Genomic DNA, 13751 nt, shown 5'->3' with positions numbered 1-13751 from the left:
ATTGACGGGAGAGCGGCGGTCAGCTGGTGGCCGCGGCCTCGTACAGGCCACGCCCGGATCGCTTGGCGCGGTCCGTCGTACGCAGCCGCTCCAGCGTGTTGCGCACCGAGTTGACGTTGGTGCGCGTCTCGTCGCGGCCCAGGGCCTCGTTGACCTCGGACGCGCGCATCGGACGGGCCGCCTTCTTCAGGGCGCCGAGCACCGACTCGGCGAGCCCGGTGGAGCGCTCGGAGGAGGTGCCCGCCGCCTTGGCCGTCTTCTCGGCGGCCTTGGCCGCGGGCTTCTCGCTCGTCTGGGCGCTCTTCTCGGTGGTCTTGGCCGCCTTGGTGGTGGCCTTGGTGGTGGTGTCCTTGGTGGTGGTGTCCTTGGCCACCGCCTTCTTGGCGGGCTTCTTCGCGGCGGCCGTCTTCTTGCCCGTGGCCTTGGTGGCGGTCTTCGCGGTCCGGCCGCCGGCGGTGGACTTGGCCTTGCTGCGCTGCCGGCCGATGGCGGCCTTGCGCGCGGCGGGGGTCCGGGTCGCCGGAGCCGCCTCGGCGGCCGGCTTCGACTCGGCCTCGGTGGCCGCGTCCGTGGCGGTGGCGGTGGCGGTTTTCGCGGCGGCCGGCTTCGCCTCCGCGATGTCGCCGTTGGCGGACTGCGGGAGCGAGGGGGCTCCCGAGAGGGCCTGAAGACTGCTCAGAGCGGTGCTGACCACCTCCAGCCGCTGCGTGACGGCGTCCAAATCACCCTTGAGGGCCTCCTGTTGCTTCTCCAGTTGCGGAAGCTCTGCCTTCAGTGCCTCGATCGTCGAGCCCACACTGTTGTCGGCACTCAGCGCGTTCACCATCACTTCGTCCCCTTTCTGGGCGTCTGCGCCCATCGTTGCTGCGATTATGCCTGCTGTTAGGTGTGTGCGGTGCCCTGTGTGCCACCACGCAAAACAACTCCGACCGCCTTGACGGCTACGGAGCAGCCAACTTTCCGTGAAGTCAGGTGGCACGAACCCCCTTGTCAGACCGGATGTGTCATCCGCAGGAGTGGTGGCGCGCGTCGTGATGACGACGTATCAGGCGTGAAAAACACCGCGCGCCCCCCATGCCACCCGGATGCGGTGGGACGCGGCCCGAGCCAAAGGGGTTGCCATCGTCGCGGTGGTGCCCGCCGCCGTGCGGCAGCGGGCGTTCCTCACCGAGGTGTTGAGGCAGCCGCCGCCGTGTCGACGAGGGCGGTGAGGCGGCCGGGGGTCAAGCTGCCCGGTGCGCGGCGCTCCCGGGCGCAGTCGCCCGCGATCCGTCCCAGTGTCTCGTTGACCGGGGCCGGGATGCCGTGTTCGCGGCCGAGCAGCACGATCTCCCCGTTGAGATAGTCCGCCTCGATCGTGCCGGTCCCCCTGGTCAGGCTCTGCCACGAGGAACCACCGCCGCGCTCCACACCGTCGGCCGGCCGCATCTCCACCTTGCCGGAGCGGAGTGCGGCCTGTTCGGCGGCGTCGGCGTGGGCGATGCCCACGGCGTCGAGGACCGCGGTCCCCTCCGCCTTCGCCCGCGCGGCGAGGGCCTGGGCCTCGTCTCCGGTGAGCGGTCCGCAGATCGCCTCGACGGCGTTGGCGAGGTTGTTGATGAGCTTGGCGTACTTCCAGCGCATCACGTCCGGTACGACCGGCGCGAGGAACACGGTCTCCGCCAGGTCCGCGGCCACCCGCCGGATGGTGTCGTCCGCCCCCGAGGGATAGCGGCCCAGGCTGAGAATCCCGGTGTACGGGGCGCACGGCGCGGCGACCACACCCGGTTCCAGATAGGTCGAGGGCAGCCAGACGCAGACGCCGTAGACCCGGCGGAAGCGCCGCAGCGCCAACCGCTCGTTCTCCACCCCGTTCTGGGCGCAGAGCAGCGGCAGCCGCTCCCCCGCGGTGCCGCCGCCGGTGACCGGGCGCGGCGCCCAGGCGTCCAGCGCCGCCGCGCTGTCCTGGGTCTTCACGGCGAGGACGAGCACATCGCCGGGGCGCAGTTCGATGTCCTCCGGGCCCGTGGCGGCGGGCGCCGGGACCTCGTGGGTGGACTCGGGCGCCGTGAAGCGCAGTCCGCGCTCGCGCAGCGCCTCGTAGTGCGCGCCGCGGGCCACCAGGATCACGTCATGACCGGCGAGATGGAGCCGGGCGCCGATCGTGCCGCCGACCGCGCCCGCTCCGATGATGATGTATCGCACCAGGACCCTTTCCCCGTGGGTGGTAGAAACAACGTACCTGCACGGACCTGTTGGAAGAGCCCGAGGGGATTCGATGAAACTGCGCTGTGCCGTGCTCGACGACTTCCAGGGCGTGGCCCTGTCCTCGGCCGACTGGTCGGGGGTCCGCGACGCGGTGGACGTGGTGTCGCACCGGCGCCACTTCACCGACCGGGAGGCGCTGGTCGAGGCGATCGGGGACCGCGAGATCGTGGTCATCATGCGGGAGCGCACCCCGTTCCCCGCGGAGCTGTTCGCCCGGCTGCCCCGGCTCAAGCTGCTCATCACCACCGGGATGCGCAACGCTTCCGTCGATCTGGCGGCGGCCGCCCGGCACGGGGTCACCGTGTGCGGTACGGCCAGCTCCTCCGAGCCGCCCGTCGAGCTGACCTGGGCGCTGATCCTCGGTCTGGCCCGCCACCTGGTGCCGGAGAGCACGGCGCTGCGGGACGGCGGGCCGTGGCAGAGCACGGTCGGCATGGATCTGCACGGCCGGCGGCTCGGCCTGCTGGGGCTGGGCAAGATCGGCACCAAGGTGGCGCGGATCGGGCAGGCGTTCGGCATGGACGTGGCCGCCTGGAGCCGGAATCTGACGGCCGGGCGGGCGGCGGAGGAGGGAGTCCGGTTCCTCTCCTCCAAGGAAGAGCTGCTGGAGACCAGCGATGTGGTCTCGGTGCATCTGGTGCTCGGCGACCGCACCCGGGGGCTGCTCGGCGCGCCCGAGCTGCGGCGGATGCGCCCGACCGCGTACCTCGTGAACACCTCCCGCGCGGCCATCGTGGACCAGTCGGCCCTGGCGGACGCCCTGCGGGGCGGCTGGATCGCGGGCGCGGGGGTGGATGTGTTCGACGAGGAGCCGCTGGGTCCGGAGCATCCGTTCCGTACGCTGCCGAATCTGCTGGGCACCCCGCATCTGGGCTATGTGACCCGGGGCAACTACGAGGGCTACTACCGCGACACGGTGGAGGACATCCGCGCCTATCTCGCGGGCGAACCGGTCCGTGTCCTCAGCTCTCGGTAGTTCACAGGCTCAGGAGGGTCCACTGCCCAGGGTGTCCAGGGCCATGACGGCGACGTGGAGACGCGACCGCTGGGCGCCGGACTCCAGGTCGCCGCCGACCAGCCGCTCGATGGTGTGCAGGCGCTGGTAGAAGGCCTGCCGGGAGAGTCCGGCCTGTTTGGCGGCGACCGACTTGTTGCCCGCGGCGTCGAGGTACTGGCGCAGGATGGCCAGCAGGTCGCCGCCGTGGCGTTCGTCGTGCTGCATCAGGCGGCCGAGCTGGCGCTCCACATAGTTCTGGACGCGGACGTCGTCGCGCAGGGTGTACAGCAGTTCCGGCAGCCCGAGGTCCGTGGACACGTGGAACGGGCGCCGCGGCGTGCCGGGGCCGATGGCGTCCGCGACCTCCTCGGCCTGGCGGAACGACCGCGCCACCTGGTCGAGCGCGGTCACCCCGGGGCCGACCGCGAAGACGGCTTCCTCGCCGAGCGTCTCCTCGGTGATCCGGCCGATGCGCTCCACGACGGGCTGCCACGCGGCGGCGAGCGGCAGGGTGAGCAGGACGCCGGTGCGGTCCGGGGAGAGCCTGCCGACCAGCGCGTGGATTCCGGCGCCGCGCAGGTCCTCGCCGACCCGGCTGTCCAGGTCGGCCCGGTCGGCGGCGTCGGGCCGGTGGCCGATGGCGAGGGCGATGAAGAGGTGGCCGACGGTCGGCAGGCCGAGGGCCTCGACCCGGATGCGGGACTCGGTGCGGCCGAGGTGGCTTCCGTGCCGCAGCTCCAGCAGGGCCGACGCGCGGGCCTGCCGGTCCCACTGGGTGTGGCCGGTCATCCGGGCCAGGGTGAGGGCGGTCGCGGCGCGCCGGAGGATCAGGGTGTGCTCGGGGCCGGAGGGCGGTCCGGTCTGGTCGGGCAGCGCGACGAGGCGCCCCCAGCGCTGCCCGTCGTGTTCGACGGGGGCCACCAGCCAGCCTTCGGGCCCGCTGGGCGCGGCGTGGTCGGGGGTCGGCGTGGCACGGGACCGGCGCTGCCACGCCACGAGTATCTGGCCGCCGGGGTTGCCCGCCGTACAGACGATCACGGCGTGGTGCACCAGGTTCTCCAGCACCACCGACCGTCCCATCAGGTCGGCCGCGACCTGGACCAGCTCTTCGGGCCGGGCGCCGCGCAGCGTCAGGTCGGTGAAGAGTTCGTGGACCTGGTGGGAGCGGCGCAGCAGTTCGCCCTGGGCGTCCAGGATCAGCGCGTGGACGGTCTGGGTGACCTCGATGAACCGGACGCCGTGGGAGAGCACGATCAGCGGGAGGTCCCGGGCCCGGCAGGCGGCCACCAGGTCCGGTGGCACCTGCTGGTAGCGGCGGCCCAGCTCCACGACCAGCCCGGCCGCGCCGACGTCGGCGAGCTGGTCGGCGTAGCCGCGCAGCCGGGTGGGGTCGTTGGGCTGGGGCATGCCGGTGGTGAGCACCAGCTCGCCGCCCTCCAGGAACGACGCGGGGTCCAGCAGTTCGGTGACGTGGACCCACCGGACGGGGCGGTTCAGCCGGTCCTCGCCCGCCATGACCCGGGGCAGCCCCGCGGCGATCACGGGCAGCCGCAGAACGTCGGCGACGGTGAGCAATGCCATCCGGCCCGCTCCCTCCCTGCACTGTGCCCGCCGTGGCGGGCGGATCTCCGGAGTCCCGGCGGCGCGCGGTGAGGCGGGCCGCCGGGACTCCAGGATCTCAGGGTCGCCGGGCAATGAGGTCGGCGACGGTCGCGATGGGCGAGGTACGGGTGCGGCCGCCCGCCTCGTGCCGGTCGGCCAGCCGGTAGGCGACGTACAGTCCGCGCACCCCGAGCCAGCGGAACGGCTCCGGCTCCCACGTGCCCGGGCGGTGTCCGGTCCACGGCAGCCGGGTCAGCCGGGTCTCCCGCTTCAGCACCAGGTCGGTGAGGGTGCGGGCGGCCAGGTTGGTCGAGGTCACCCCGTGGCCGACGTAGCCCCCGGCCCAGCCGGTGCCGGTGGCCCGGTTCAGGCCGACGGTGGCCGACCAGTCGCGGGGCACTGCGAGGACCCCGCACCAGGCGTGGTCGACCCGGACGCCGGTGGTCTGCGGCAGCATGCGATGGAGGGTCTGGGTGAGCTCGCCGATCGTACGGTCGCTGACCCGGCCCGAGTCGTCGGTGCGGGAGCCGAAGCGGTACGGCACACCGCGCCCGCCGATGGCGATCCGGTCGTCCGGGGTGCGCTGGGCGTACATATGGCCGTGTGCGGTGTCGCCGAGGGTTTCCCGGCCCTCCCAGCCGATGTCCTTCCAGACCTCTTCGGGCAGCGGCTCGGTGACGATCATCGAGCTGTTCATCGGGAGCCAGGCCCGCCGCAGCCCCTTGAGCGAAGAGGTGAAGCCCTCGGTCGCGCGGAGCACCACGGGCGCGCTGACCGTGCCGCGGGCGGTGAGCGCGCGGCCCGGCTCGATGGCGGTGACGGGGGACTTCTCGTAGATCGTGACACCGAGCCGTTCCACGGTCTCGGCGAGCCCCCGGACCAGGGCGGCGGGCTGGAGCCGGGCACAGTGCGGGGTGTACGCCCCGGCGGTCACCCCGTCGATGGCGATGTGCCGGTCGGACTCGGCGGGGGTGAGCAGAACGGACTCCGGCACACCCCACTCGTGGTCCTGCTCGATCTTGTGCCGCAGCCGGGTGGCCTGGGCGGGGGTGCGGGCGACGCGCAGGGTGCCGCCCTTGACGATGTCGGCGTCGATGCCCTCGCGTGCGGCGACGGCGATGATCTCGTCCACGGCCTCGTTCATGGCCTGCTGCCAGTCGAGGACGGCGTCGCGGCCGTAGAGGCCGGCCAGCCGGTCGCGGGCGCCGGGGATCAGTCCGGAGGCCCAGCCGCCGTTGCGGCCGGAGGCTCCGAAGCCCGCGAACTCGGCTTCCAGGACCGTGACGCGCAGGGACGGGTCGGCCTTCTTGAGGTAGTAGGCGGTCCACAGTCCGGTCATTCCGGCGCCCACGACGCATACGTCGGCGTCGCGGTCGCCGGGGAGCGCCGGGCGGGGGGTGGGCAGTTCGGCGAACCAGTGGGCGACGCGCCCGTTGACCGGTGCCGTGGTGGCGGACATGGGGTCCTCTCGCGGTGTGGGGGTGGCCGGGGAGCCGGGTCAGACGCCGAGCAGGCCGGGCAGCTCGGACAGGTCCTTGATCTCCTCGTACGGCTGGAACGCGGCCGAACCGGGGAAGCCGTACCGGTTGACCCAGATCCGCCGCATGCCCTCGTACCGCTTGGTCGGCATGATGTCGTACTCCCAGCCCTGGGCGGTGTGGATGATGTCCTCGGGGCCCCGGCCGGTGGCCTTCATGAGGTATTCGAAGGCCTGCGGCAGCGGCTTGAACGCCCCCGCCTGCTCGGCGGTGAGGACGTAGTCCCACTCCACGCCCAGCTCGTCGACGGCGTAGGAGATCAGGTCGTCCTCGCTGTTGGAGAGGATGGCGATGTCGTACTCGGCCTTGAGACGGCGCAGCGCGTCGGGGACCTCGCGGAACGCCTTGAACTTCTTGATGGCCTCGATGAGGGCCTCGCCGTCCTCGTCGCGGTACTCCAGGCCGTGCAGCAGCATGACGTTGTGCAGGGTGCGGCGGACGGTGTCCCGGTACGGGCGGTAGTGGTCGACGACGCCCTGGAACCGCATCACGTACGCGTCGTGGTGGAACTGGTCGGGGTCGACGCCGAGCGCGGCGAGGCGGTCCTTGACGATCTCGTGGGTGGCGGTGCGGGTGTCGAAGTTGATGAGGGTGCGGTAGCAGTCGAAGGAGACGACCTTGCGCATGGCGGGGTCCTTTCGGAGAACCGTGAGAGCCGGCGAGCTGGCGAGCTGACGAGTCGGAGGGGCCGGGACGGACGGGGCGCGGTCAGGCGCGGCGGCTGGCTTCCGCCAGGCCGAGGTCCTTGGTTTCGGGGGCGAGGACGATGGAGGCCACGAGGCCGATGATGGTGATGCCCACACCCATCGCGAGGGTGCCGCGGACGCCGAAGTCGGCGGTGAGCATGGGCAGCAGGAAGGTGCTGGAGGCGGAGCCGACCCGGCTCATGGCGGTGGCGACGCCGACGCCGGTGGCGCGCAGGTCGGTGGGGAAGAGCTCGCTCGGATACACGAACTGCAGTCCGCTGCCCGCGGCCTCGAAGAACTGGAACCCGGCGAAGAGGGCGACCACCAGGAACGCGTAGTGCAGCGGCAGCACGATCAGGGCGATGAGGCAGACGTTGATGCAGGCGAAGCTGGAGATGAGCAGGGGCCGCCGGCCGATCCGGTTGACCACGAGCAGTCCGACCGCCGTACCCGCGACCGCGATCGTGGTGATGAGCGCGCTGGCACCGAAGGTGCTGGTCACCCCGAAAGACTCCAGCATCTGCGGCTGGAAGGACCGTACGGCGAAGGCGGGCGCCACCTGACAGATCCAGAACACCGAACAGAACAGGGCGGGGATCGCGTAGCCGCGGCGGAAGATCTCCACCAGGTTGCCCAGGCCCGAGCCGCCACGCCGCGTACCGCTCTCGGCGAGGAGTTCCTCGGTGCTGACCTCCAGGTGGAGGTGGCGGCGTACGACCTCCTTGGCCTCCTCCACCCGGCCGCGGGAGGCCAGCCAGCGGGGCGATTCGGGCACTCCGGCCCGGAAGAACATGAAGATCACGGCGGGGACCGCACCGGAGGCCAGCATCCAGCGCCACGCGTCGTCGCCGGTGCCCATCAGCAGCCAGCCCGCCCAGAAGCTGACGCCGTAGCCGACCCACCAGGCGAGGACCAGGCCGGACAGGGCCGGGCCGCGGATCTTGCGCGGCACCAGCTCGGAGGTCAGGGCGGACGCGATCGGGTAGTCGGCGCCGATCGCGATGCCGATCAGCAGCCTCAGCACAAGCAACTGCCACGCCTCGGTGACGAAGAACTGCAGGGCCGAGAAGACCACGAAGGTCAGCAGGTTGAGCACATACATCAGATGGCGGCCGACCCGGTCGGTTACGGGTCCGAAGACCGCGCCGCCGATGAAGACACCGATCAGGACGGAGGCGGCGATCAGCCCCTCCCACATGGTGTTCAGGCTGAGCGCCGGGGTGATCAGGCTGAGGGCGACGCCCATGATGCCCAGCAGATAACCGTCGCAGAACGGGCCGCCCATGGCGACGGCGATCATCTTGCGGTGGAAGCCGGTGACGGGGGCCTCGTCGAGGCTCACGGTTCTTGTGGTGGTTTCTTGCGAAGGGTGTGACGGGCGGGACAAAGACATGCTTGAGACTCCTGGGGACGAGGAGGTGGCGCTGAGGCGCTGAGGCGCTGGGCGATGCGGCACGAAGGGTGGCATCGGGCGTCAAGCATTCGTGCGGGTCACCGCGGGGGCGGCGGGGTGTGCTGCCGGGAACGGGGAGATGAAGGCAGGTTGGCTGGCCATCACCCTGGTTCAGCCGTCCGGCACCGTCAACGGCCATCCTGTTCCATCGCCGGTTCCGTGGTGGACACTGTGTACGCCTTGTCCGCACCGGGGCTGCGCAGGACTTTGGTCCCGGGACGTGCGGTCGGCGGGGACACAGCGTCCACAACCGCCCGCCGGGGCGGACACTGTGCCCGTTGCCCCGGTGCGCGGGGGCGGCCAGGGTGTGGGAATCCGTTGCGCACCCTTCCTGACCTCGGGAGAACCGTCATGACACTCCGGTGTGAGCCGCCGGGCGGCGTGAGCGACCCGCCGGGAGGCGGCCATGGGTGACCGGCGTGCCCCGCTCATCGTCTTGTACAACGACCATCTGCCCTGCAACCGGGAGCGGATCGAGTCCCTGGCGCGGACCGTGTACGCGACCGAGGAGGAACTGCCGGACCTCCTCCCCGGTGCGGACACCCTGCTCGCCTGGTGGCCGCTGAGCCCGGCCGTCGCCGCCTCGTGGCCCGACGATCCCGCGAAGGCCCCCCGCTGGGTGCATGTGGCCGCCGCGGGCGTGGACCCGTATCTGTTTCCCGCGCTGACCGGCAACCCGGATGTGGTGCTCACCAACTCGCGCGGGGTGTACGACCAGCCCATCGCCGAGTACGTCCTCGGGCTGGTCCTGTCCCTGGCCAAGGACTTCCCCGGCATGTGGGACCACCAGCGCGGCCGCCAGTGGCGGCCGCGCGACAGCGAACGCGTCGGCGGGCGCACCGTACTGGTCTGGGGCACCGGGTCCATCGGCCGGGCCGTCGCCCGGCTGCTGCGCGCGGTCGGCATGCGGGTGAGCGGCGCGGGCCGCACCCCGCGCGACGACGACCCCGACTTCGGCACCGTGCACGGCCCGGCGACGCTGCGCACCGGGCTCGGCGAGGCCGATTACGTGGTGCTGGCCGCCCCGCTCACCGCGGCCACCCGCGGCATGGTGGACGCCTCGGTGCTGGCGGCCATGAAGCCCGGCGCCCGGCTGGTCAACGTGGGCCGCGGTCAGCTGGTCGACGAGCCCGCCCTCGTCGACGCCCTGTCCGGCGGCAGGCTGGCCGGTGCCGCGCTGGACGTGTTCGCCCAGGAGCCGCTGCCCGCCGCCTCCCCGCTGTGGGAGCTGCCGGGGGTCATCGTGTCCCCGCACACCGCGGGTGAGGTGGTCCACTGGCGGAACGACCTGGCCGAGCTGTTCCTGGACAACCTGCTCCGCAGGGCCGAGGGCCGTCCGCTGCGCAATGTGGTCGACAAGGAGCTGGGTTACGTCAGGTAAGTGGTGGCCACCGCTTCCGTTTCATGGTCGCCCCGGCCGGAAAGCCGCAGAGGACGGGGAAAAAACATCGGCCCGAAGACGGAGGGGAACGTGGCGCACACCACACCAAGTCAGGGCACCGGCGTCGAGCCGATCCAGGAGAACAGCAGAGGACAGGGCGGTCCGCCGACCCGGCGGGGGCTGCTCTCGGTGACGGCGGCGGCCGGTCTCGGTCTGCTCGCCGGATGCGGCGAGCAGAACAGCGAATGGGCCCGTGGTTCCTCCAGGAGCCCCACGCCCTCCAAGGGCCGCGAGACCTCCGCCGCGGGCTCCGACAGCAAGGCCGGCCGCTCCCCGTCGCCGAAGCCGACGAAGCGACGGCCCGAACTCCCCCGCGGCGGCCGCGATCTGTCCCGGTACCGCATGGTGGGGTACTGCGGACTGCCCGGCGCCGCCGCACTCGGCCGGCTCGGTACCGGTGACCTGAACCAGCGGGTCAAGGAGATCGAGAAGACCGCGCGCGACTACGCCGCCGACCGGGAGCCGCTCCCGGTCCTCGAACTGCTCGCGACCGTCACCAACAGCTCCGCGGGACCGGACGGCACCTATCGCACCCGGGTCCCGGACGACACCGTCCGCCGTTTCCACGAGGCGGCCCGGCGCCATGACGCGCTGCTGCTGCTCAACATCCAGCCGGGCCGGGCGTCGGCGCTGGACGAGGTCAAGGCGCTGCGCAAGTGGCTCGTCGAGCCCGATGTGGGCATCGCGCTGGACCCGGAGTGGGACATGGGCCCGGGAGAGGTACCCGGCGACACCTACGGCCACACCAGCGGGCAGGAGCTGACCGACGTGGCGCGCTATCTGTCCGGGATCGTCGCGGAACACGACCTGCCGGAGAAGCCGCTCGTCTTCCACCAGGTGGCGGTGTCCGTGGTCCGCGACCAGTCCGCGCTGCGCCCGCAGCCCGGGGTCGTCACGATCAAGAGCGCGGACGGCATCGGCTCGCCGGGCATGAAGCGGGACACCTGGCGGCAGCTCGTGAAGGACCAGCCGGAGGGCGTGCGTACCGGCTTCAAGCTCTTCTACGAGGAGGACGCCGAGGTCAGCAGGCTGATGACACCGAAGGAGGTGCTGGCCCTGCGGCCGCGGCCGGACTACGTGATGTTCGAGTGACGCACCTGAGGCCGCCCCCGGCCCGAAGGACCGGGGGCGGCCTCATGCCGCGGGACGGTGGCCGGGTCAGGTCCGTGGCGCGGTGGCCACGGAGACCGGTTCGGGTTCGGCGCGCTCGCCCGCGTCGGGCCGGGTGAAGCGCATCAGGACGCAGGCTCCCGCGTACAGCACCGCCACCACGAGCAGCAGGGCCTGGTAGCCGGTGACCAGCGCGAGGTATTCGAGGGTGCCGCCGACCAGCGAGCCGAGCAGGTTGGCGCCGAAGGCCGACGTGGGGTCGGAGGCCGCGGCCAGCCGGTCGGAGAAGATGAGGTTGGCGCAGAAGATGGGGGCGAAGGCCAGCGCGATCGCGGCGGCGAGGCGGCCCGCGAAGGGCAGCCCGAGCACCAGATGGGCCGGGATCAGCCAGGAGACGGCCAGCGAGGCGAAGAGCAGGAGCTGCAGCGCAAGCTGGTTGAGCTTGGTGATCCGCCGCCGCACCTCGACCGCGCACAGGACGGCCAGCAGCACACCGGCGAAGACCATGGCGTTGACCAGCCAGGTGGTGCCGAAGTACAGCGCGAAGCCGATCACGTTCTTGGTCTCCAGCAGCATGAAGGCGGTGCCGAGCAGGAACATGTCCGCGTACCGGACGGTCCGCCGCAGCCGTACTCCGGTCAGCCGCACCGAGGCCAGGGTCACCAGCAGGATCGCGCCCAGCACACCGAGGTAGAGGGTGGGAATGGTGCGGTGCAGCAGATACGGGAACGGATGGTCGTCGCTCGCGGCCTTCGGCACCGGGCCGGACGCCTTCCACGTGGCGCCGCAGGACTGCGCGGCCGGGGTGGTGCCCGCGACGAGGACCGCGGCCCTGCTGTTGCCGTAGTGGGTGATGCAGGGGGCATGTCCGAAGACGGAGGTGAGCGTCCCGCCGAAGCGGTCGATGAGCCAGTTCTGCCGGTAGTAGTTGTACATGGCGAACGCGCCGCCCGGGGCCAGATGGCGATGGGCCGCCTCGAACGCCTGGCGGGTGAACAGATAGCTCTCCAGCCGCAGGTTGCTGGCCCCGGACACCAGGGTCAGGGAGTCCGGCAGCGCCAGGACGACCAGGTCGTAGCGGGCGTCGGTCTGCTCCAGGAAGGCGCGCCCGTCGTTGATGTGGACGTGCACCCGGGGGTTGTCGTACGGCCGGGCCGGGTGCAGGGATGCGCCGATCTCCTGAAGCCTGGGGTCGATCTCCACGGCGTCCACGCTCCGGGCCCCGTGGGCGAGGGCGAGGGCGACGTCGTTGCCGTTGCCCGCGCCGATGACCAGCACCCGGCGGTGGGAGTTGCGCGGGGTCTCGCGGTAGGGCTGCTCATACGGTGAGCCGGGCTTCGTCAGCGCCTTCAGCGGGGCGATGGACTGATGCGGAACACCGTTGGCGGCGATGTTGTAGTCCCGGGCCTTGGAGGTCGACCGCTTGACCTCGATCTTGTAGTACGGCGACCACGAGATGCCGTTCGCCACCGACTCCAGGGCCAGCACCGCCACCATCACGGCCAGCGGGATCGTGTACCGGACGGTGTTGCGCCGCCCGCCCAGCACCAGCATCGCCAGCGCCGCGATCACACCCCACACCACCGACGGGGCGCGCAGCCACGACAGCAGGGCGAAGGACACCGAGCCGGTGAGGGAGCCGAGCAGGTCGAAGCGGTACGCCTCCAGCGACGGCAGTTGCCGGAACTGGTCGGCCGTCATCTTGCCGATCGCCATCATGATGAGCGCGGTCAGCCCGAACAGCACGGGCAGGGTGACCCACTGCGGCAGACCGGTGGTCTTCACCGCGGTGAAGTAGATGACCTCGCCGCTGCTCTGCCGCACCTGGACGGGAAACTCCCGGACCAGGACGACGAGGACGGCCAGCGGGATGGGCGCCCAGCGGGTGAGCCACTGCCCGCGGCCGGCGGGAAGAAGGAATCCGAGGCCGATTCCGAGGAACGAGCCCAGGAGGATGAAGTTCGAGAAATAGCTCAGATGGACGATATTGGCGCCGGTCCACCGGATCAGCGCGAGCTCGACGAAGAGCATGGTGGCGCTGGCCAGCAGCAGCCTCGCGCGCACGTTTTGCGGTCCAGGGCTGTGCTCCATGTCGGCACACGCTGTCATCCGAGGCGGGGCAGGTCGAGCACCAGCAGGGCGGTCCGACCGCCCCCGGAGCACATCTCACCTGATGGGCCCAATCGTTCGCCCCGGGCAGCCGCGGCGCTGTTGCGGGCCGGGTGCCGGGAGCGAAAATGGTGGTTGTCTCTGTGGTGCTTGACTCCGGGGAGTCCCGGACGGCGAGCCGTATCTCCACCGAGGACATGTCGCCGTCGCGGCGCGGTGGCAAGCGGTCGCACACCGGGTCGCAGGGCCCCACCAGGGACCAGCTCTACGCCGAGGCCAAGCGCCGGAACATCGAGGGCCGGTCCCAGATGAACAAGTCGCAGCTGAAGAAGGCCCTGGGGAAGTAGCCCTCCCGGGAGCACCGACCCCGCACCCCGACCCCGCGCCACAGGTTCACGGCGCGGGGTCGGTGCTTGGAGATCTCGCCGTCGCGTACAAGGTAGTTCGCCGTGGTCCGTGTGCACCCCTGCCCCGTCGCCCGACCGGCCTATGCCCGTAGGCCGTTCGGGGTCGGTCGGCGCGCCCGTCCCCTGGATCGCGGCGGACTATCGAAGCGAGTGTCCCTGTC

The 13751-nt window shown here is 71.5% G+C and carries 10 protein-coding genes and 1 pseudogene; 4 read left to right on the top strand and 7 right to left on the bottom strand.

The window, feature by feature from the left end; translation table 11 throughout:
- Positions 1-19 precede the first annotated feature (19 nt).
- Together ABZ370_RS25175 and ABZ370_RS25170 are read right to left on the bottom strand one after the other, a co-directional pair.
- Complete coding sequence (locus ABZ370_RS25175) at positions 20-826, bottom strand: prephenate dehydrogenase (RefSeq protein WP_358624983.1); 807 nt, start codon at positions 824-826, stop codon at positions 20-22.
- 338 nt (positions 827-1164) lie between these two features.
- Positions 1165-2184, bottom strand: a complete 1020-nt coding sequence (locus tag ABZ370_RS25170; protein ID WP_358624981.1) for a 2-dehydropantoate 2-reductase N-terminal domain-containing protein — start codon at positions 2182-2184, stop codon at positions 1165-1167.
- A 73-nt stretch (positions 2185-2257) separates the two neighbouring features.
- Between ABZ370_RS25170 and ABZ370_RS25165 the strand changes: the two genes are divergently transcribed.
- On the top strand, positions 2258-3223 hold the full coding sequence (locus ABZ370_RS25165) for a D-2-hydroxyacid dehydrogenase family protein (protein WP_358624979.1): 966 nt from the start codon (positions 2258-2260) through the stop codon (positions 3221-3223).
- 9 nt (positions 3224-3232) lie between these two features.
- Here the strand turns inward: ABZ370_RS25165 and ABZ370_RS25160 are convergent, their stop codons facing one another.
- The 4 genes from ABZ370_RS25160 to ABZ370_RS25145 all read right to left on the bottom strand — a co-directional run bounded on the left by ABZ370_RS25160 (position 3233) and on the right by ABZ370_RS25145 (position 8412).
- Positions 3233-4825: a PucR family transcriptional regulator ligand-binding domain-containing protein gene (locus ABZ370_RS25160; RefSeq protein ID WP_358624977.1), complete on the bottom strand. Its 1593-nt coding sequence runs from the start codon at positions 4823-4825 to the stop codon at positions 3233-3235.
- A 97-nt stretch (positions 4826-4922) separates the two neighbouring features.
- On the bottom strand, positions 4923-6305 hold the full coding sequence (locus ABZ370_RS25155) for an FAD-dependent oxidoreductase (protein ID WP_358624975.1): 1383 nt from the start codon (positions 6303-6305) through the stop codon (positions 4923-4925).
- A 39-nt stretch (positions 6306-6344) separates the two neighbouring features.
- Positions 6345-7010 carry an HAD-IA family hydrolase gene (locus tag ABZ370_RS25150; RefSeq protein WP_358624973.1) on the bottom strand — a complete coding sequence of 222 codons (666 nt, stop codon included), beginning with the start codon at positions 7008-7010 and terminating at the stop codon, positions 6345-6347.
- 82 nt (positions 7011-7092) lie between these two features.
- Entirely contained in the window at positions 7093-8412 is a 1320-nt protein-coding gene (locus ABZ370_RS25145) for an MFS transporter (protein ID WP_358624970.1), read from the bottom strand.
- Positions 8413-8929: 517 nt separating this feature from the next.
- Between ABZ370_RS25145 and ABZ370_RS25140 the strand changes: the two genes are divergently transcribed.
- Positions 8930-9904 carry a D-2-hydroxyacid dehydrogenase gene (locus ABZ370_RS25140; protein ID WP_358624967.1) on the top strand — a complete coding sequence of 325 codons (975 nt, stop codon included), beginning with the start codon at positions 8930-8932 and terminating at the stop codon, positions 9902-9904.
- 90 nt (positions 9905-9994) lie between these two features.
- Positions 9995-11056 carry a hypothetical protein gene (locus ABZ370_RS25135; protein WP_358624964.1) on the top strand — a complete coding sequence of 354 codons (1062 nt, stop codon included), beginning with the start codon at positions 9995-9997 and terminating at the stop codon, positions 11054-11056.
- 66 nt (positions 11057-11122) lie between these two features.
- On the opposite strand, the gene ABZ370_RS25130 is transcribed toward ABZ370_RS25135, so the two are convergent.
- Positions 11123-13138, bottom strand: a complete 2016-nt coding sequence (locus tag ABZ370_RS25130; protein WP_358624961.1) for a spermidine synthase — start codon at positions 13136-13138, stop codon at positions 11123-11125.
- Between the two features lie 200 nt (positions 13139-13338).
- Between ABZ370_RS25130 and ABZ370_RS25125 the strand changes: the two are divergent.
- A pseudogene (locus tag ABZ370_RS25125) lies at positions 13339-13530 on the top strand (plasmid stabilization protein); the annotation flags it as partial.
- Between the last annotated feature and the right edge of the window lie 221 nt (positions 13531-13751).

The sequence above is a fragment of the Streptomyces sp. NPDC005962 genome (genome assembly GCF_040629205.1).
Lineage (GTDB): Bacteria > Actinomycetota > Actinomycetes > Streptomycetales > Streptomycetaceae > Streptomyces.
Note: the sequence above shows the minus strand (reverse complement) of the source record. Positions and strands in the feature narration are given on the sequence as shown.